Annotated in this window: 20 protein-coding genes; 4 read left to right on the top strand and 16 right to left on the bottom strand. The window is 32.3% G+C overall.

Going from position 1 to position 18402, the window contains the following annotated elements; all coding sequences use genetic code 11:
- The first annotated feature begins 29 nt into the window (after positions 1 to 29).
- Complete coding sequence (locus tag BG261_RS07130) at positions 30 to 1361, top strand: MATE family efflux transporter (protein ID WP_070792656.1); 1332 nt, start codon at positions 30 to 32, stop codon at positions 1359 to 1361.
- A 44-nt stretch (positions 1362 to 1405) separates the two neighbouring features.
- Here the strand turns inward: BG261_RS07130 and BG261_RS07125 are convergent, their stop codons facing one another.
- Entirely contained in the window at positions 1406 to 1780 is a 375-nt protein-coding gene (locus BG261_RS07125; RefSeq protein WP_070792654.1) for a carboxymuconolactone decarboxylase family protein, read from the bottom strand.
- A 138-nt stretch (positions 1781 to 1918) separates the two neighbouring features.
- Between BG261_RS07125 and BG261_RS07120 the strand changes: the two genes are divergently transcribed.
- Positions 1919 to 2281 (top strand): MerR family transcriptional regulator, encoded by a 363-nt coding sequence (locus tag BG261_RS07120; RefSeq protein ID WP_070792652.1) that lies wholly within the window; start codon positions 1919 to 1921, stop codon positions 2279 to 2281.
- Positions 2282 to 2321: 40 nt separating this feature from the next.
- Here BG261_RS07120 and BG261_RS07115 read toward each other — a convergent pair whose 3' ends face one another.
- The 14 genes from BG261_RS07115 to yfmF form a co-directional block, all read right to left on the bottom strand.
- Complete coding sequence (locus tag BG261_RS07115) at positions 2322 to 3137, bottom strand: methyltransferase domain-containing protein (RefSeq protein WP_070792650.1); 816 nt, start codon at positions 3135 to 3137, stop codon at positions 2322 to 2324.
- 10 nt (positions 3138 to 3147) lie between these two features.
- Positions 3148 to 4272, bottom strand: coding sequence for an N-acetyldiaminopimelate deacetylase (locus BG261_RS07110; protein WP_070792647.1), 1125 nt, complete (start codon positions 4270 to 4272; stop codon positions 3148 to 3150).
- 1 nt (position 4273) lies between these two features.
- Entirely contained in the window at positions 4274 to 4663 is a 390-nt protein-coding gene (locus BG261_RS07105) for an iron chaperone (RefSeq protein ID WP_083318296.1), read from the bottom strand.
- A 62-nt stretch (positions 4664 to 4725) separates the two neighbouring features.
- Positions 4726 to 5439, bottom strand: a complete 714-nt coding sequence (gene dapD, locus BG261_RS07100; RefSeq protein ID WP_070792645.1) for a 2,3,4,5-tetrahydropyridine-2,6-dicarboxylate N-acetyltransferase — start codon at positions 5437 to 5439, stop codon at positions 4726 to 4728.
- A 25-nt stretch (positions 5440 to 5464) separates the two neighbouring features.
- Positions 5465 to 6268 (bottom strand): energy-coupling factor transporter transmembrane component T family protein, encoded by an 804-nt coding sequence (locus tag BG261_RS07095; RefSeq protein WP_070792643.1) that lies wholly within the window; start codon positions 6266 to 6268, stop codon positions 5465 to 5467.
- Complete coding sequence (locus BG261_RS07090; protein WP_070792640.1) at positions 6261 to 7115, bottom strand: energy-coupling factor ABC transporter ATP-binding protein; 855 nt, start codon at positions 7113 to 7115, stop codon at positions 6261 to 6263. Before BG261_RS07090 ends, BG261_RS07095 begins: the two co-directional genes overlap by 8 nt.
- The gene (locus BG261_RS07085; protein ID WP_070792638.1) at positions 7091 to 7930 is read right to left on the bottom strand and encodes an energy-coupling factor ABC transporter ATP-binding protein; all 840 of its coding nucleotides are present in this window, start codon (positions 7928 to 7930) and stop codon (positions 7091 to 7093) included. The genes BG261_RS07090 and BG261_RS07085 overlap by 25 nt, the downstream gene beginning before the upstream one ends.
- 228 nt (positions 7931 to 8158) lie before the next feature.
- The gene (locus tag BG261_RS07080; RefSeq protein ID WP_070792636.1) at positions 8159 to 8356 is read right to left on the bottom strand and encodes a helix-turn-helix domain-containing protein; all 198 of its coding nucleotides are present in this window, start codon (positions 8354 to 8356) and stop codon (positions 8159 to 8161) included.
- A gap of 151 nt (positions 8357 to 8507) precedes the next feature.
- Positions 8508 to 9272: a response regulator transcription factor gene (locus tag BG261_RS07075; RefSeq protein ID WP_070792634.1), complete on the bottom strand. Its 765-nt coding sequence runs from the start codon at positions 9270 to 9272 to the stop codon at positions 8508 to 8510.
- An 8-nt stretch (positions 9273 to 9280) separates the two neighbouring features.
- Positions 9281 to 10012: a sensor histidine kinase gene (locus BG261_RS11490; RefSeq protein WP_158007185.1), complete on the bottom strand. Its 732-nt coding sequence runs from the start codon at positions 10010 to 10012 to the stop codon at positions 9281 to 9283.
- An 869-nt stretch (positions 10013 to 10881) separates the two neighbouring features.
- A complete protein-coding gene (pgsA, locus tag BG261_RS07065; protein WP_070792628.1) occupies positions 10882 to 11433 on the bottom strand; it encodes a CDP-diacylglycerol--glycerol-3-phosphate 3-phosphatidyltransferase in 552 nt (183 codons plus the stop codon).
- Between the two features lie 20 nt (positions 11434 to 11453).
- Complete coding sequence (locus tag BG261_RS07060) at positions 11454 to 12317, bottom strand: helix-turn-helix domain-containing protein (RefSeq protein ID WP_070792625.1); 864 nt, start codon at positions 12315 to 12317, stop codon at positions 11454 to 11456.
- A gap of 85 nt (positions 12318 to 12402) precedes the next feature.
- Entirely contained in the window at positions 12403 to 13686 is a 1284-nt protein-coding gene (gene yfmH / locus BG261_RS07055; RefSeq protein ID WP_070792623.1) for an EF-P 5-aminopentanol modification-associated protein YfmH, read from the bottom strand.
- On the bottom strand, positions 13673 to 14956 hold the full coding sequence (yfmF, locus tag BG261_RS07050; RefSeq protein WP_070792620.1) for an EF-P 5-aminopentanol modification-associated protein YfmF: 1284 nt from the start codon (positions 14954 to 14956) through the stop codon (positions 13673 to 13675). The genes yfmH and yfmF overlap by 14 nt, the downstream gene beginning before the upstream one ends.
- A gap of 127 nt (positions 14957 to 15083) precedes the next feature.
- On the opposite strand from yfmF, the gene yaaA reads away from it, so the two are divergent.
- Together yaaA and recF are read left to right on the top strand one after the other, a co-directional pair.
- Complete coding sequence (gene yaaA / locus BG261_RS07045) at positions 15084 to 15434, top strand: S4 domain-containing protein YaaA (RefSeq protein ID WP_070792618.1); 351 nt, start codon at positions 15084 to 15086, stop codon at positions 15432 to 15434.
- Complete coding sequence (gene recF, locus BG261_RS07040) at positions 15435 to 16547, top strand: DNA replication/repair protein RecF (RefSeq protein WP_070792616.1); 1113 nt, start codon at positions 15435 to 15437, stop codon at positions 16545 to 16547. It begins immediately after the preceding gene.
- A gap of 75 nt (positions 16548 to 16622) precedes the next feature.
- On the opposite strand, the gene BG261_RS07035 is transcribed toward recF, so the two are convergent.
- The gene (locus tag BG261_RS07035; RefSeq protein ID WP_070792614.1) at positions 16623 to 18365 is read right to left on the bottom strand and encodes a septation ring formation regulator EzrA; all 1743 of its coding nucleotides are present in this window, start codon (positions 18363 to 18365) and stop codon (positions 16623 to 16625) included.
- Positions 18366 to 18402: the final 37 nt, after the last annotated feature.

Here is an 18402-nt window from a genome sequence, read left to right as displayed (position 1 = left end):
GTATAATATGCGAAAGGAGAAACGATTAAATGAATGATTTAACAAAAGGAAGTATTTCTAAAGGACTGATTTTATTTACCTTACCTCTTTTATTGGGAAATTTTTTTCAGATATTATATCATACTACCGACACAATTATCGTTGGTCAGACTCTTGGTAAACTAGCATTAGCCAGTGTTGGTGCCACAGGTGCAGTTAACTTTTTAATTGTAGGATTTGCTCAAGGATTGACAAGTGGGTTAACTATTGTAACTGCTCAACGTTTTGGTGCAAAGCATTTTCAGGATGTCAAAAAGTCTTTTGCTACTGGTCTTGTATTTACGGTAATTGCCTCTTTAATTTTAAGTATCCTATCTGTAATTTTTATTGGACCACTTCTTAAAATGATGCAGACTCCTGATGAAATATTTGAGGGTGCAAAAACTTTTATGACTTTCATGCTTGGTGGGATGATTTTCGCCAACTTATTTAACTTTCTATCAAACGCCTTAAGAGCGCTTGGGGACTCAAAAACTCCTCTATATGCCTTAGTTATTTCAAGCATTGCAAATATTATATTAGAATATACCGCAATTTTGGGTCTTGGATGGGGGATAGCAGGTGCTAGTATTGCGACAGTCGCTGCTCAAGCAATTTCCGTCTGCTACTTGGCTTACCATATATCGCAAAAAGTTCCTGAGCTACATTTCCCTACAGAGTATCTTAAGTTTGATAAAAATGAATTTAAAGAGCATGCTCGTCTGAGCCTTCCAATGGGCTTTCAGTCAAGTATTATTGCTATTGGGAGCATTACCCTCCAGATTGCCTTAAACACCTTAGGGACCAATGCAGTGGCCACACAATCAATAGTAAGTAAAGTTGACCAGTTTGCAATGCTTCCTATGATTTCAATTGGACTTGCTATGTCGACGTTTGCTGCGCAAAACTACGGTGCCCAAAAATATAAACGGATAATCTCTGGTTTGAAACAAGCTACCTTAATTTCAGTAGTCTGGGGAATTATTTATGCCATTTTATTAATCACTTTTAACCACCAAGTCACAACTGTTTTTATATCACCAAGTGAAACTGCTGTAATTAATATGGCTAAACAATACTATATTATTAACGGCGCCTTTTACTGGCTTTTAGCAATTTTATTCTCTACTCGGGGTACAATTCAAGGCCTTGGAAATAGTAAAATCCCGACATTAGCAGGATTTATGGAGTTATTTATGAGGGCTGGTGTTGCTATATATGGTGTTCATAGGATGAGCTACACAATTGTTGTAGCTTCCAATCCAGCAGCTTGGATAGGAAGTATATTGGTCTTAATACCTACAATATTAGTGACAGTAAGAAGTTTCAAAAAATTATCATAGTATAAATGGAAAATCTACTCCCAAATTAAAGGAAGTAGATTTTTTTATTTTCCAGCAAATATCTCTAAAGCTATACTAGTTGCATTTAATACCCTTGGAAACCCAACATAGGGAATACATTGAATAAATATTTCGATAATCTCTTCTTTTGATAATCCAACATTTAATGAACCATTTATATGCACACGTAGCTGATTTTCTGTTCCGCCTTGGCTCAAAAGACTTGTAATCGTAATCATCTCCCTTTGTTTCAAATCAAGAGTCTTTCTATCATAAATATCACCAAATGCAAATTCTATAATATACATCCCTATGTCTTCAGCTATTCCAGATAATGAATCAATAACTAATTGACCCTGCTCACCATCAATTTTACTCAAATTGTCTAATCCTTTTATATACCTATTATTTTCGTTCATATCTTTCTCCTTTAAAGAATTATTGTTTATAGAATAATTTTCTATAGAACTAGAATAACTGCTGGAGTTAACTCCATGTCAAGTATAATTAATAGTTTTATGATAAAATATAAAAAATTGATGTAGAAAGAGTGAATTATGGGATATTTAATTGGAGAATTTTCAAATATTACCGGACTGTCGGTCGATACTCTACGGTATTATGAGAAAGAAAAATTAATCTTTTCTCATAGAGATAATATAAATCGTAGAATATATAATGATAGTGATGTAAAATGGATAGAATTTACTATCCGACTCAAAAAAACTGGAATGAAGATATCTGATATGAAATTATATGCAGAACTTCGTTATATAGGTGATTCTACTGTCCCTGACAGATTAAAATTACTAAATACACAACTTGAAAAATTAGAAAATGATAGAAAAAAATTAAATGAGGATATTGAATTTTTAAATCAAAAAATTAATATCTACAAGGAACTCTTACCTACAGACTGAAATAAAAAATCTACTCCCCAGTTAAAGGAAGTAGATTTTTTTATTTTATACCTTTAAGGATGACAACATTCCCTAAATTGCTTTTTAGTTTTAAGATCCATGGTAAATCAATTTTTTCTTCTAAAGGAATAATTTCAATTTCTGAAACATCCATATTTTTAATGAATTTATCAAAATCTCCAAAAGCATTTTTATCTTTAAATTGATCAATTAGAACAAACTCACCACCGATACGTAGAGTACGTAATGATTCGTAAACTAGATTTTCATTTTTTTCACCGGCTGCTTGTTGATATGTAAGAACACTTGTTAAGCCATCAAATGCACCATCCTTAAATGGAAGTCGGTTAATATGAACGCGTGAGAATTTAACTTGTTTAAGGCTAACTCCTTCAACCTCAGCATTTTGTCGACATTCTTCATCACCTAAAAGTAATGGCTGACGATTTTTTTTATTTTTCTTTTTTTTGTTGTCTCTTCTTTTGATAAGAGCATCATCACGCCAGTGATCTACACCTTCAATGGTAATTTTGGGATTTTTCTTAGCTAATTTGATTGGAAGAGCACCACTTAAAGTACCAACATCCAATGCCTTGCCTTCCTCAAGATCAAACTCTTGAGCAGCAAGGTCATAGATTTTATCTTGATAATTTCCACCACTAGGCGAGAATGCATTATATGTCAAGCTAAGTTTAAAAGTCATGATAATAGCAGGAACAGCTGCTATTATCATGAGAATATTTGCTAATTGTCCAAAATCATAGATTAAAGGTAATAGTAGCAGAAATAAACTTACTGCAAGAAAAATAACAACTTTTCTTTTAGGGATCCATGAACGATAATGTGGTTTTTTCATAATATACTTTCTAAATTCTGCTCTTTAAAAATTTTGCAATATTTTTAACTCCAAATGGCAGAGCTTTTTCATCTGGAGACATTTTAGGGTGATGAAGTGCATAGGGACTATCAATTCCAAGCCAGAACATAACTCCAGGTACTTGATGAAGGAGATATCCAAAGTCTTCTCCTGTCATACTTGGAAGAACATCTAAAAGATTCACCTCCTCCTCTTCATTAAAGAAGGACATCAAATTATCTGCTAACTCTGGATTATTCTCAACTGGCAAGTAGCCTTTTTGATTCAAAGAAACTTCAACATCTAAATCAAAGCTCATTGCTACACCTTCAGCAATTTGACGAACTCGTTTTTGAGTCAACTCATTCATCTCTGCTGTTAGGGTGCGGATGGTTCCTTTAACTGTTGCTACTTCTGAAATTACATTATGCGTATTTCCAGCATGAAAGCTTCCGATGGTTACTACTGCTCCCTCAATAGGGTTAACATTTCTACTAACAACCGTTTGAACCTGAGTAACAAATGTTGCTGCTGCCACAAGGGCATCACGTGTATTGTGTGGGAAAGCAGCATGTCCACCAAGACCCTTAAAAGTTATCTCAATCTCACAAGTTCCTGCAAATAGGGTATTATTGTTACAAGCAATGGTACCAACCGGCAAATCTGGATTAACATGAAGACCATAGAATTCGTCAGGAAGCCAGTCACCAAATGCTCCATCTTTATACATAAGCATACCACCGGCTTCATTTTCCTCAGCTGGCTGAAAAAGGAAAAGCATATTGTTCTTAGGTTGCTCAAGAGATAACTGATCAAGAAGGCCCAAGGCAATTGTCATATGGCAATCATGTCCACAAGCATGCATTCGACCATCATGGACTGACTTAAACTCTAGACCTGTTTCTTCAACAATAGGTAGACCGTCAATATCAGTTCTCCAGCCTATCGTTTTCTCAGGATTACTTCCATGAAGCATGACCAAAATACCAGTATTCCATGTTCGAATTTCGGTAAAATCATTTTTTTCAGCAATCTTATCTATTTTTTCCATCAAATACTTGTGAGTTTCAAACTCTTCAAGACCAATTTCTGGAATTTGATGGAGTTCTCTTCTAGTTTTTATTAAATCAATCATATTACTTATCCTCTAAATATTTACGACCATTAAACTCAATCGCTCTCTCTAGCAAATCTGTTAAGATATCTTTACTAGTATCATAAGGTATTTGAATTGCTCCCTTAGAGAAATTTAAATTCAGTTCATTTAGTAAAGGCTCATTTGCATTTATAAACGCTGGCATAGGATAAAAACCTAACCATTTTTTATTCAAGCTGAGATAAATAAGTAACTGCCTTCCTTTTGCTTTTTCATCTGGGTAAAAAGCTGGCATGGCATAACTTATTTTTTCTACAGTTGTCGGCCAAATTTCATGGACTTTATTTTTAGCAAATTCAAAATACTTTTTTTGCTCTTTTGTTGCTGAACTTTGGGCAATATAATCATCTATTTCTTGATTTCTTAACATAGCATTCTCCATGTCCTAAAATTAATACTATTAATTATAAATATTCAAGGAAGTTTTAATTTTTATAAGTTTCTCAAAGCGTCTTCTAATGCTGTTTTCGCTTCAGTCTTTTCATCAATTTCTTTAATAATTCTTGCTGGAACCCCTGCAACTACAACACGTTCTGGCACATCTTCAGTTACGATTGCTCCTGCTGCTACTACTGCGCCATCACCTATTTGAACTCCTTCAATGACTACAGCATTAGCTCCCACAAGAACGTTATCACCAACACGAACTGGTTCTGCACTAGCTGGCTCAATAACGCCTGCAAGAACAGCTCCTGCACCAATATGACTATTATTACCTACGATAGCTCGACCGCCAAGAATAGCTCCCATATCAATCATTGTCCCTGCACCAATTTCAGCACCAATATTGATAACTGCACCCATCATAATAACTGCGTTATCCCCAATTTCGACTTGATCACGAATAATTGCACCTGGTTCAATACGTGCATTAATTTCTTTTTTATCCAGTAAAGGAACAGCAGAATTACGAGCATCATTTTCAATTACATATTCATCTTCTTTTAGATTTTCAAGCAATGGTTTTACATATGCCCAATCACCAAATACAATTCCAAATCCATCTTTAACAATTGAATCAAAATTTTGTACTTTACTTAAATCACCTTTTAAATTCCCTTTATAAGTTACTTTAACAGGTGTCTTCTTTTCGGCATTTCCAATAAATTGAATAATTTCTTGTGCATTCATTTTTGTAGTCATCATATCTCCTCTTTTATCAAATACTTTTTTATTTTATAAAACTATTCCACATGAACAAAATAGCTATCAAAACAACTATCGATAATATTAAAGCGGTATCTCTAAAATGCCATTTTAAAATACGGTACTTGCTTCTATTGTCTCCACCTTGGAAACCTCGACTTTCCATAGCAATTGCCAAATCATCCGCCCTCTTAAAACTTGAAACAAACAAAGGAATTAGGATAGGAATAACACTTTTAATTTTTTGGATTAGGTTTCCTTCTCCAAAATCCATCCCCCTTGATCTTTGAGCATTCATAATTCTTGTTGTATCATCCATCAATGTAGGAATGAAACGTAGGCTTATTGAAAGCATCAGACCAATATCGTAAACTGGAACTCCTATTTTTTTTAGTGGTGCAAGTCCAGTAGCAACACCATCTGCGAGTGTTAATGGTGCTGTTGTTAGCGTAAGAACTGTACTTAGAATTATTATCAAGATTAACCTTAGTGACATATAGAGGGCATTCATTAGGGCACCTGTCGTAATATTGATAATCCAGAATTTAAAGATAGTTTCTCCACTTGCGGTAAATAATATTTGGAATAAAGCTGTGAAAATAATTAATCCAAACATTGGTTTTAAACCAGTATAGTAATAAGAAATTTTTATTTTTGAAAGAACTACTGCTAATACAGTGTAGGCAAATAAAATTCCATATCCAACTAGATCAGTTGCCATAAAAATTACAAATACAAAAGCAAACATTGCAAGTAACTTGCTTCGAGGATCCATCCTGTGAATTATTGAATCACCAGGTATGTATCGACCCATAATTATTTTATCCATGAATCTTATCCTCCAATATATTAACTAACTCTTTTCTTGTTATTGGAAGATGATCAAAATTTACGCCTTTGTCAATAAGCTTTAATGCAAAATCAGTTGCCTTAGGAACCCCAAGCTGATTTTTCTTCATAAAATCCACATCTTGAAATACATCACTAGGAACACCTGACTTCACCACGCGCCCCTTATCTAAAACATAAGCATAATCTGCATAATCTGCCACATCATCCATTAAATGAGTTACAAGGACTGTTGTCAAATTATCTTTTTTGTGAAGACTATAAAATAATTCCATCATTTTAATTCTAGCTTTTGGATCAAGACCTGCTGTTGGTTCATCAAGGACTAATACATCAGGATTCATAGCTAAGATCCCTGCTATTGCCACACGGCGCATTTGCCCTCCAGATAATTCAAATGGTGAGCGTTCAAATAATTCCTCATCAATATCAACCAAAGCTAATTTTTCACGAGCAATTTTTTCAGCTTCAACACTAGAAATTCCGAAATTTTGTGGACCAAAGGCTACATCCTTAAGGACAGTTTCTTCAAAAAGTTGAGCTTCAGGAAATTGGAAAACGACTCCTACTCTTTTTCTAATTGGTTTTATATCTTTATTTTTACTTTCGTTAGTAATCACTGTATCAAAAACTTTCACGCTGCCACGAGTTGGTTTAATTAATCCATTCAAGTGTTGCAAAAGTGTTGATTTACCGGATCCTGTATGTCCTATAAGGGCTGTGTAACTTCCATCTTCAATATCTAAATTAATATCGAAAAGAGCCTGATTCTCAAAAGGGGTATTTATTTGGTACACATAATCTACTTTTTCAAATACGATTGCCATAAATAATCAGCCAATCCTTCCTCATCCATATATTTTTCAGGGATATCAAAGCCCTTCGCTCTTAAATCTATCATAAGGTTCGAAGTAAATGGAACATCAAGTCCTATTGATACCATGTCATTTTCACTTTCAAATATCTCATCAGGAGTAGCAATACGAACAACTTCTCCATCCTTCATGACTACTATACGATCAGAATTAACTGCTTCATCAAGGTCATGCGTTATTGAGAGAACGGTCAAACCATACTCATCTTTAATTTCTCTAACAACATTCATGAGCTTATTACGACCATTTGGATCAAGCATACTTGTTGCTTCATCTAAAATAATAATTTTCGGACGAAGAGCTATAACTCCCGCAATAGCAACACGTTGCTTCTGTCCACCTGATAGGCTAGCTGGCTCACGATCTTTGAAGTCTGACATATTCACCAGTTCAAGAACATCATCAACACGTTTAATCATCTCATCACGCTCAATTTGTTGATTTTCCATCCCAAAAGCAATATCGTCTTCAACAGTAGCTCCAACAAATTGATTGTCAGGATTTTGAAAAACCATACCAATTTTGCGGCGAAGATCCCAAACATTTGCTTCCGTCAAAACTTCTCCATCAACCTTGATGGTACCAGACAGAGCTGGCATCAGACCATCTATCAAGCGGGCTGTCGTTGATTTACCAGATCCGTTACGTCCGATAATGCTAATCCACTCTCCCTCATTAACATCAAAGCTTACACCTGATAGATTTAGCTTGTCACTATCCTCTTCATATTTATATGTTAAATTTTGAATTTCAAGAATTTTTTTCATGTTCTAATTATAGCATGTAGCCTTTACCTTTGCTAGGGTTTAAGAACTACCCTTCATCTATTTCAGTGGTTTTCATGAGTTTTTCTTATTTTAAAACTTAACTAAAATTTATTAGATTACTTCAAATTATAACTCTAATCCTTTAGAAATAGTAACCTTATAGGATCTTATCAGTTTACTATCCTCCGACCTTTTGATTTAATATTCAGATAATTATTGATAAAAAAATTAATCTATTGCACCTAGTAAAACCTCTATGCTTAAACCAAGTAAAGCTGACAATTCAACTAATTTATAAAAATCAGGCAAATTTTCACCTCTTTCCCAACTATCAACTACCTCTTGATTTACATTCAAGTAATCTGCTATTTGTTCTTTAGTTAGACATTTAATTCTTCGTGCAAATTTAATTTTTCTTGCAAACATATAACTTCCTCCTTATAAATTTAATGAAACTATATCAAAAAATTGGTTGATAAAACATATCTTATCACCAATTGACTTTTAATAATCCTGAATAACTAGAGCATATGATAGCATTAAAAAAATATCTAATATATATATTAGATACCTTAAATTAATAATCTAAATTCATTCCCTTATTTGCTATTATTTCTTTCAACTTTTTCCCTTTTCCTAGAGAAAAACGTCTATTTGTCTTTTTATCAAAATATACATCACGAGTTTTATAATCAATTAATACTATATTTTCAGGATTAACTATACAATATCTACTTATTCTAAACAGACCTAAATTTGTTTTCTCCACTTCTGATAATTTACCATAAAATTCAAATTTTGCATTTTTGGTTAATAACACTAATCGATGTGGAATTTCCGAAGGCTCAAAAAACAATATATCATCTAATTTTATATTGTAAATTTGGCTTCCCACCTTAAATGAAAAGTTTTTTCCTTGTATAGTATTTGCATTAGCAATTCTTTCCTGAGCTATACTTAAACTAGATGCTATTTCTGCTCTAAATTCATCAAAATCTTGATTCTTATCTATAAAAGCTAAGGGTTCAACCCTCCTTTTAATAGTCTTAGGTGCCACTTCTCCATGAGTTGTGATGAATATAATTTTTGCTTGAACGTCATTTGCTCTAATTTTCTCTGCTAAATCTATTCCTGTAAGGTTATGACTTAAATCATAATCTAGAAAATAAATTCCTCCGTTTGGTTTATAATTTAAAATATATTTTAATACTTCATCGGGATTTTGAGATTTTAACCCTAAACGAAAGTGTTCGCCATGAAACATAATATAATTTTCCACAATCCCTTGTAGCATATTTAATTGTGATTGGTTGTCTTCACATATTATTATTGGATAGCTCATAATTCCTCCTATTTCATAATAATCATTATTCTAGTAGAAAACTTTTCAGTAGCAGAATATTGAACATAGAGATTATCATATTTTTCCGATATCTGCTTAACATTAGATAGTCCAAATCCTGAATGTCCCTTCTTACTAGTATTACCTTCCTCAATGTAATAATCTATATCTAAATCATTCTTCATATACGGATTTTCAATTAGAAATTCTTGTTCTTCAGAGTTCTGATATATAAATATTTCTACTTTTCCAGTACCCATTCTAGCAATTTCTTGTACTGCATTATCAATACTGTTTCCAATGATTCTTATCATATCGTGGGTTTCAATATTACTTTTGGATATTGTTGTTTTACATTCAAATTCATAGTCAATCTTATCATGTTTCATTTGAACTAACTTCATGAATAAAAATCCTTTTATTAATGGATTTTCTATATTAAGTAAATCTCCCATAGAATCAACTATCTCTCCCTCAAAATAATCGGAAGAATATCTATCAAAGTCTTCAATCATTGAAAGATTAATGGTACCATCTATGTAACTACTTTTCAAAGCTAATATCATATTTGTATAATCATGCCTAAATTTATTCAGTTCTCTTTGATTTTGTTCTAATTCATCAGTATAATATTTCAAGTTACTTAGTTGATTATCAATTAGCTTTCTTTTAGCTCGCGTCTTAGAATTTTCTATTTGAATAATGAAAAGTGTTATAATAAAAATTAATTGTAATAACAAAAATATAGAAAATCCAAGTATAATGGAATTAAGTTCCCCACTCCTTCTGCCAAGATAGAAAAAGCTTTCCAAAATGATTAATATATAGAGAGATAAGATAGATAGTGTATAACTACCATCCCTAGCAATATTTCTTATATCATATTTTTTATAGAAAAATGAAACTAATAATAAAAGAAACAAAACTATTACATTTTCAAGGCTTATAACGAAAACATTTAAAATTTTCAAGTGACTAATAAATGGAAGAATCAATATTCTAACAATTATTGTAACAATATTAAAGATTACTCTAGAGATAAGTATTGTATTAAATAAATAATAATCTATTTTTATTTCACGATAAACTAAATATGTTGTGATAATTAGTACTATACTTGGTATAAATTCATAAACATCAAATAAAAATAGAGCGCAAAAAAAGTTAATAATTACTAAAAAAATATTCAATTTTAGTTTATTTTTTCTTCTATTTCCAATAATTGAAGAAAAGAAGATAAAATAAATTAAAAGTTCAGTTATCAAATTAATAATAAAAACTTTTGAGCTTATCATAAACATTTACTTACCTCCTAGAAGTAATCCTAAATTTCTAATTACATTTTCTAAAAAATGAAAAGAAACATTCAATTAAATTTCCCGTATGACCTTGCATGACAGCCCTTCCTTTCCATAAATTAAAATTACCAATAAACATTAGTTAATAAACTCGATTAATAATATTTAATAATTTTTTATATTTTATATTTTATTTCTGACAAAAAAAATTTATTGTCTTGAATTATATAAAAATATATCCTGAGTAAACATATCCCTAATATATCAAAAGCCTTGTATCAAAAAAGACGAATAATCGTCTTTTTTGATTATTATTTTACATCCTTAAATACTTGCATATTTTTTGCGAAGTAGTCATATCCTGAATAGATTGTAAAGAATAGACAAATGTAAAGAACGATTGTTCCAATAGTGTGGAAGCCTAATAAGAGTAAAATAATTGAAACCATTTGAGTTGCTGTTTTAATTTTTCCTGGCATTGCTGCTGCGAGGACTGCTCCTCCATTTTCTACCAGTAATAGGCGTAATCCTGTGACTGCTAACTCGCGGCAGATAATAACTGCTGCAATCCAAGCTGGTACAAAACTAATACCTACAAGCATAATGAAAGCTGTCATGACAAGCATTTTATCAGCTAGGGGATCAGCAAATTTACCGAAGTTAGTTACTAAATTATCACGACGTGCAAGATAACCATCCAACCAGTCAGTAGCACTCGCAAAAGCGAATATGATTGCTGCAAGAAGATGCATCAGTGGTATTCCAAATACATCTGTTGGTGATGGTATTGACAAAATAATAATAAATACGGGAATTAAAATTATTCGTAGCAATGTTAGTTTATTGGGTAGATTCATTTCCATCAAGGAAACCTCTTACTTTCTTAATTTTTATAATTTATATTTAAACTAACAGTACCAGTTGTTTGGTTTGCTAGTTTAGTCATATTTAATTTTTGTCCATCAATCTTTATTGAAACTCCTTGTACTACTCCCAAAGTAATGACAGTATTTGAAGCTTTGTCACTAAGTTTAGCTGTTATTGATTTTTTACTTGAATTTAGAACAACACCATTCTCTTGATCAGAATTTGTAACTGAAATCCAAGATTCAACACCATCAGAGACTAAAATTTCGATACTTAAAGGATTTGGAGCATCAGTTACTTTAACTTGCATATCTGAACCGTTTACTGATGCTTCAAGCTTAGTTTTCGCCTCTTGTCTAGTTTCTTCCTCTTTCTTCTCTTCAGTAGTTTCTTCTTTAGCAACGAGGCTTGATGAACTCTCACTAGAAGTATCTGTAGGTAATGGTATTTTAGGCCTATTAAAGAAAACAATAGCACTAACACCTATTAATATCAGAAGCGCTGTACCTGACAACAATATTATTGGTAAATGATTACGAATATTATTTATTATACTATTTTGATCTTGATCGGAAACTCTTATATTATTTCCAGAGTTTAACTGCCTATCTAAAGAAGACTCAGATTCATCGTCTTCTCCAATTAATTCACCGGTTTCATAATAATTAATTAATGGGCTATAATCTGTTCCTAGACGATCTGAATACTGCTTGATATATGCTCGAACATAAAAGTCTCCAGGGATATCATCATAATCATCATCTTCAAGAGCGATAATATACCTTTTCTTAATCCGTGTAGCCTGCTCTGCATCATCGATTGTCCACCGACGCTCTATTCTTTTTTCTTTTAGAATTTGTCCTGCAGTTTTCGATTCCATTGAGTCCTCCTTTCTCTTTGTTTTCTAGTTGACTGTTTCAAGTATACAATTATTTTAGCGTTTTTAAAAGTCAAAAACAAATCAACTACTTAGGATTAATAACAAATATACTCTTCTCCATTTGTCCAATAAAGAGAGCCACATTTCTTTCAATTTTTTCAATATCAATATTTGCAAGAATTTCTGGATAGTCAAAAAATGTTATATCAGGGTAAATATTTGAAGAAAATTGATTTGCTATAAATTCAAGAGAATTCATGCTTTGATAGTAATTTCCTAAATAATCTTTTTTGATGAGTTCCAGGTGTTCAGCATTAAAATCTTCGTCAGACTTGAAATTTATTAAAGCTGAAGTTAGGATCTCTTCAAGCTCAGAAATGTTTCCTCCATCACTTGTGAATGAGGCCATATGAAATCTATCATGCATTTCAAAACTATAATCAAAAGAGTCATCAATTAAACCTGAATTATAAAGTTTTTCATATCTTTTACTTGTACTTCCCACTAGCATTGTCAACAAAAGATAATTAGACAAGCGATACTCCAAAAGTTTTTTTCCATCAATTGGGAGTGCATCTTGCCCCCTAAAACCTAATGCAAACTTTGGATTTACTACATCCATTTGAATTTGCGATTCCCTAATTACAGGTGCTGCAACGAATGGTGCTCTTGCTACAGGCTCTGCAGTGGAAAATTCTTTTTTAGATTGATTTTCACTTACAAAACTTGCCATTTTTTCTACATCAAAAGGTCCCGTAACAAATAATGTCATATTGCTTGGATGATAAAATGTATAGTAATTTTCATAAAGCTGCTCTGCAGTAATTTTTCTGATACTAGCTGGAGTTCCTGCAATATCATCAGCTAATGGAGATTCCGGATAAAGGTTTTGCAAAAGCCCAAAATATAATCTCCAATCAGCATCATCTTGATACATTTGAATTTCTTGGGTAATTATCCCCTGTTCACGCTCAACACTTTCTTGAGTAAAATAGGGTTCTTGGACGAAATCTAGCAAGACTTCCATATTTTCATAAACATTATCGCTTGTTGAAAATAAGTAACTAGTACGGTTAAAACTAGTAAACGCATTACTTGCTGCTCCTAGTTTGCCAAAGTCTTGAAAAACATCTCCAGCCTCTTTTTCAAAAAGCTTATGCTCTAAAAAGTGGGCAATACCTTCTGGATATAATTCAAAATCTTCCTGTCCTCGAGGAATAAACTTGGTATCAAGTGAGCCAAAGTTAGTTGAAAAAAGTGTATAAGTCTTATTATACTCTGGCTTTGGTAGGTAATATACTTCCAAACCATTTTCTAATTTATCTTGATAAAGGATATCTCCAGTTAACTTATAATTAATTTTCTTCATCAAATGAATCCTGTCCTTTCAAGAAATATACTACTTGTAGCTTAATCAATTTAGCAACAGAAATAATGTCTTTTGATTTCACATTTTCAAGTGCTTGAAGCCACTCTTCTTTTTCCATATACTTATCTGGAAATTGAGTTCTAGTAAAAGATTGTTCAATTAAATTTCTACCAGAATCCTGTGCCAAATGGTAAGAAGTAGCTAACATTTTCTTAGTTTGTTCAATCTCTTGTTCAGAGAATTCACCATTTTTCATTGACTCGACTTGTTCAGTGATCAATGCCTGCGTCTTGTCCTTATCTTCTGCTTCAATTCCTGCACGAATCCTCAAAATACCTGAGAAGGAATCAAAAGAACTTGTTGCATAGTATGCTAAGGATTCCTTTTCTCGAACATTCATGAAAAGTTTTGAATGGGGGAAACCGCCTAACAAACCATTATAAACTTGTAGAGCCATATATAAATCATCACCATATTGAATTGGTAAATTATAAGCCATTTGAATTATTGACTGGTGAGCGTCTTTTTCATCAGTGATTTCTTGAATCTCTTTAATATCCTGTTGATAAAAATAGTTACTTTTATCTTGTCTATCAATGAAATCAAAATTTGAAAAACTTTTTTCAACTAAATCAATTACTTCATCATCAAGATTACCTAGAACAAAGATATCAACAGCATCTTCATTGAGCATTTGTTGATAGTAGTCATAAGTAGTTTGAGCTGTTTCTTTTCTTATTAATTCAGCATTTGCAGTACCTGCGATCTGCATGTTTTCATCTGTAAAATACAATTTATTTAACTGTTGTCCTGCATAATAGGCACGATCCTCAACAGTTGCTTCTAAATATTTAATTAGATTTTTCTTTTCCCTTTTAAATGACTCTTCTTCAAAGGAAGTTTTTTTACCTTCAATTGTTAGAAGTGGATTAAAAATTACATTTTTCAAAAAAATAATGGCTTCATTTAATAAATTATTTTCATTCAATAGCTTCGGATCAACTATTGATAGATTAAGATTAAGAAAATGTTCACGACCTTTTTTCGATACTGTAGTCGAATAACTTGCACCGTACATATCTGAAAGTTTTAAATCAAGGTCTCTGTTGGTTTTAAGTACTGCATTACTTGTTTCCCAAAGGTTAGATATTAACATTCTCTTAGCTACCGTATTTTTTTTGAGTTCCGTTCTAAAACGAACAACTATACTTACGGTTTTAAATTTTGTTTCTTTAATAATATTAAGGTTTACACCCTTTTTTAACTGCATATTTTTCTCCTCAAGTGATGTTCCTATTATAACAAATTTAAGGCTAATCTATTTGATTTTTATTTGATACCTTCATAATTTGAACTAGCTCTTAAGAATATAGAATTATTTGTGGTAAAATAGATTCATGGACTATATATTATTTGATGAATTTATCACTCTTGGCAAATTGCTTAAAGAGATTGATATTATAAGTAGCGGTGGTGCCGCAAAAGCTTTCTTAGCTGAAAACACTGTAATTTTAAATGATGAACATGAGAATCGTCGTGGTAAAAAACTTTATCCAACAGATGTCTTAATTTTTCCAGAGCTTGGTATGGAAATCCACATTGAAGCTCCTAGTGAAGAGGAAAAGGCTGAACATGCTGAAGAATTGGAAGAAAAAAAACGAGTGAAAGAAATTGTTGCCAAGATGAATAAGGAAAATAAAAAGGTTACAAAGAAACCAACAAAACCACGTTTCCCAGGAATGAGATAGATGAAACTGAAAAATATTTCCCTCAAGAACTTTCGCAACTATGAGCAATTGTCTCTTGATTTTCACCCCAATTTAAATATTTTTTTAGGTCAGAATGCACAGGGGAAGACCAACATTTTGGAGAGCATCTACTTTCTAGCCCTGACTCGTAGTCATAGGACATCTTCCGATAAGGACTTACTTTCTTGGAGGTCGGATAATATGGAGGTTTCTGGTACTGTTGAAAAGCGTAATACCAATACTCCACTTGAGATTATCATGAGTAAACAAGGAAGGGTTACTAAGGTCAATCATCTCCGTCAACAAAAGGTCGCAGACTATATAGGACAAATGAATGTCATTATGTTTGCACCGGAAGATTTATCAATTATTAAAGGGAGCCCTGCCATTCGCAGACGCTTTATTGACATGGAAATTGGACAAATTCGACCTTTATATCTATATGATTCTATTCGTTATAATAAGATTTTGAAAGAGCGTAATGCCTATCTGAAATTTGATCAAGCAAATATTGACGAAACATATTTATCAGTTCTTGATGACCAACTTATTGAGTATGGAAGTAAGATGATCGAACATAGATTGAATTTTATTAAGGAATTAGAACGAATTTCACAGGAACTTCATAGTAAATTGAGTCACGGCTTAGAAAACTTAACAATTAATTACAAATCAAGTCTCAAGTTTTCAAAGGCTAATCCTGATTTAAAAACAATCGAAACAGATTTTCATGAACAGCTTATTGCCTTACGCTCAAAAGAGCTTTATCGTCACCAGACTCTCTTAGGGCCACATAGAGATGACCTCGAATTTTTTATAAATGATATTAATGTTGGAGATTTTGGTTCTCAGGGTCAACAACGAACTACAGCTTTATCAATCAAATTAGCTGAAATTGATCTTGTCTTTGAGGAAACTGGCGAATATCCTATTCTTCTTTTAGATGATGTTATGAGTGAATTGGATAATACACGTCAACTTGATTTGCTTGAGGCGATAATTGGTAAAACTCAAACATTTGTTACAACTACAACACTTGATCATTTGCAAAATTTACCCACCAATATGCAAATATTTCAAGTTGAAAATGGTGAAATTATTGAACAGAATTAAGATAATCTTAGTTCTTTTTTTCTATACAAAAACTATAGAATAAATTAAAAAAAAGAAGTTAAAATCAACTCCTTTTTATCTTCTTATTCCTTTATAATCAGGAACTTCTTTATTATTAAAGTAGAAATTACTAATACGATCTACCGCACCTGGCTCAGCTTGTTCAAGGGCAGTTGAAATATCTTCTCTTGCTTTGCCGTAATCCCATTCATTATCAAAAACTTGTACTGCTCGGTTAAAAGCCTTAGCAACCTCACCATCAGTAGTTTTGTAACGATTTGAGTACTGAATAAGTTGTTCTGCAAGATTTGCATCATCAGTAAGCTTATCTGTCGCATCTTCTAACACATTCATATCTTCATTAGAGATATCTAGTAAATGATTAAGAGTGTCGACATTTACTCGCACCTTATTAAGTTCTTTGAAAAGAGATTCAACACGTGATGTAGCCATATAGAATAAATCTAAATATTCTTTTGGCAATCCTGGTAAATTTAACTTTTCAACATAACGTTTAATTGTACGTAATTCAATATCGAAAGCATCTGCCTTAACTTGTGCATCTTTTTCTGACACCTTAAGTTTAGAAAGTGAATCATTAATTTTCAATTGATTATCTTCAATTTCTTCTAACAGACCTTGAATGGCTTTCAAACGACTGCTAAATACTGAGTTAGCCTCTGTATTTTCAGCAATATCTTCTAACAATTCATCTGTATCATTAGTTGCTTGCTCAATTTGAGCTTGATATGCACGAACTTGTCCCATCTCATTTCCAGTCAATACGTAACTTTGAGATACATGGTCAATTTCAAGAAGAAGATTCTTATTATTTTCACGAGTATGGTCAATATAGCTTTTAATTGACCCAGCATTTTGTTCTACTAGTCTACTAGCTGCGTACTCTGATTCAAAAATATCATAAAGTTCATTGATATCATCATTAATTAATTTAATTTCAGACTCAGCACGGTCAAGTTCAAAACGTTCAGCAAATTCCGTTGATGATTTCATCCGATCTTGAATATTATTAATTTCTTGTTTGAAATCTAATGTTGCAGGAAGTTTGTATTCCAACTCTTCAAACTTAGCATATCCTTCGTTAAGTTCTGATATCTTACGTGGGAACTCTTCTTCAACTACTTTTACGATTTCAGGAATTCTTTTTGTAATATTTCCAAGAGCAATAGTATGCTCCTCTGCATTTTCAAGAACTTCTGCTGCTTCAATTGGATCACCAGTTGAATTTAATGTTACAAAATTAGTAAATTCTTCTTCAATATTATTTAATTGTTTTTCAATTTCACCGATTGTAGTTCCATAAGCTTCTGCATTTTCAGAAATTTCATTACGAAGTCCTTCATACAAGTCCAGTGACTCTTGAATCTTTGTACTATTACGTTGTTCTTGAGCAGCTAATTCAGAAATAGCTCCGCGGATGTTCTCCGCATCACCCTTCATTAAATCAAGTTGCTTTTCACATGCATCAATTTCTGTTCTTGCATTTAAAAAGTGAAAATGGCTATTTAGCTCTTCAGCATCAAATAAATGTTTTTCTAAATCTGCGAAGGAATTAGATGATAAGTCAATCCATTTTTGATTCCACTCTCGGTAAATATTTTGACTTTGACCAACTAAATGCATCTTTTTAACGGCATCAATTTCATCTTGAACAGGAAGGTCAAGTAGCTTTTCCTTCTCTTCTTCTAATTTGTGGATACGGTTTTCATTACCTTTGCGCATTATCATTATTAAAATATATGCTGCAATGGCAACAACCGCGATGGTTACTAGAACCCAAATAACTGTTGTTGGCATGTATAATTCCCCTAATACTAGTTAGTCTTTTTTGCTC

The sequence above is a fragment of the Floricoccus tropicus genome (assembly GCF_001832905.1).
Taxonomy (GTDB): domain Bacteria; phylum Bacillota; class Bacilli; order Lactobacillales; family Streptococcaceae; genus Floricoccus; species Floricoccus tropicus.
The sequence above is the reverse complement of the archived record's forward strand: the minus strand, read 5'-3'. Positions and strand labels throughout refer to the sequence as shown.

Coding starts and splice junctions, on each gene's coding strand:
- BG261_RS07130 (WP_070792656.1), top strand. CDS start 30: ATGAATGATTTAACAAAAGGAAGTATTTCTAAAGGACTGATTTTATTT.
- BG261_RS07125 (WP_070792654.1), bottom strand. CDS start 1,780: ATGAACGAAAATAATAGGTATATAAAAGGATTAGACAATTTGAGTAAA.
- BG261_RS07120 (WP_070792652.1), top strand. CDS start 1,919: ATGGGATATTTAATTGGAGAATTTTCAAATATTACCGGACTGTCGGTC.
- BG261_RS07115 (WP_070792650.1), bottom strand. CDS start 3,137: ATGAAAAAACCACATTATCGTTCATGGATCCCTAAAAGAAAAGTTGTT.
- BG261_RS07110 (WP_070792647.1), bottom strand. CDS start 4,272: ATGATTGATTTAATAAAAACTAGAAGAGAACTCCATCAAATTCCAGAA.
- BG261_RS07105 (WP_083318296.1), bottom strand. CDS start 4,663: ATGTTAAGAAATCAAGAAATAGATGATTATATTGCCCAAAGTTCAGCA.
- dapD (WP_070792645.1), bottom strand. CDS start 5,439: ATGATGACTACAAAAATGAATGCACAAGAAATTATTCAATTTATTGGA.
- BG261_RS07095 (WP_070792643.1), bottom strand. CDS start 6,268: ATGGATAAAATAATTATGGGTCGATACATACCTGGTGATTCAATAATT.
- BG261_RS07090 (WP_070792640.1), bottom strand. CDS start 7,115: ATGGCAATCGTATTTGAAAAAGTAGATTATGTGTACCAAATAAATACC.
- BG261_RS07085 (WP_070792638.1), bottom strand. CDS start 7,930: ATGAAAAAAATTCTTGAAATTCAAAATTTAACATATAAATATGAAGAG.
- BG261_RS07080 (WP_070792636.1), bottom strand. CDS start 8,356: ATGTTTGCAAGAAAAATTAAATTTGCACGAAGAATTAAATGTCTAACT.
- BG261_RS07075 (WP_070792634.1), bottom strand. CDS start 9,272: ATGAGCTATCCAATAATAATATGTGAAGACAACCAATCACAATTAAAT.
- pgsA (WP_070792628.1), bottom strand. CDS start 11,433: ATGGAAATGAATCTACCCAATAAACTAACATTGCTACGAATAATTTTA.
- BG261_RS07060 (WP_070792625.1), bottom strand. CDS start 12,317: ATGGAATCGAAAACTGCAGGACAAATTCTAAAAGAAAAAAGAATAGAG.
- yfmH (WP_070792623.1), bottom strand. CDS start 13,686: ATGAAGAAAATTAATTATAAGTTAACTGGAGATATCCTTTATCAAGAT.
- yfmF (WP_070792620.1), bottom strand. CDS start 14,956: ATGCAGTTAAAAAAGGGTGTAAACCTTAATATTATTAAAGAAACAAAA.
- yaaA (WP_070792618.1), top strand. CDS start 15,084: ATGGACTATATATTATTTGATGAATTTATCACTCTTGGCAAATTGCTT.
- recF (WP_070792616.1), top strand. CDS start 15,435: ATGAAACTGAAAAATATTTCCCTCAAGAACTTTCGCAACTATGAGCAA.
- BG261_RS07035 (WP_070792614.1), bottom strand. CDS start 18,365: ATGCCAACAACAGTTATTTGGGTTCTAGTAACCATCGCGGTTGTTGCC.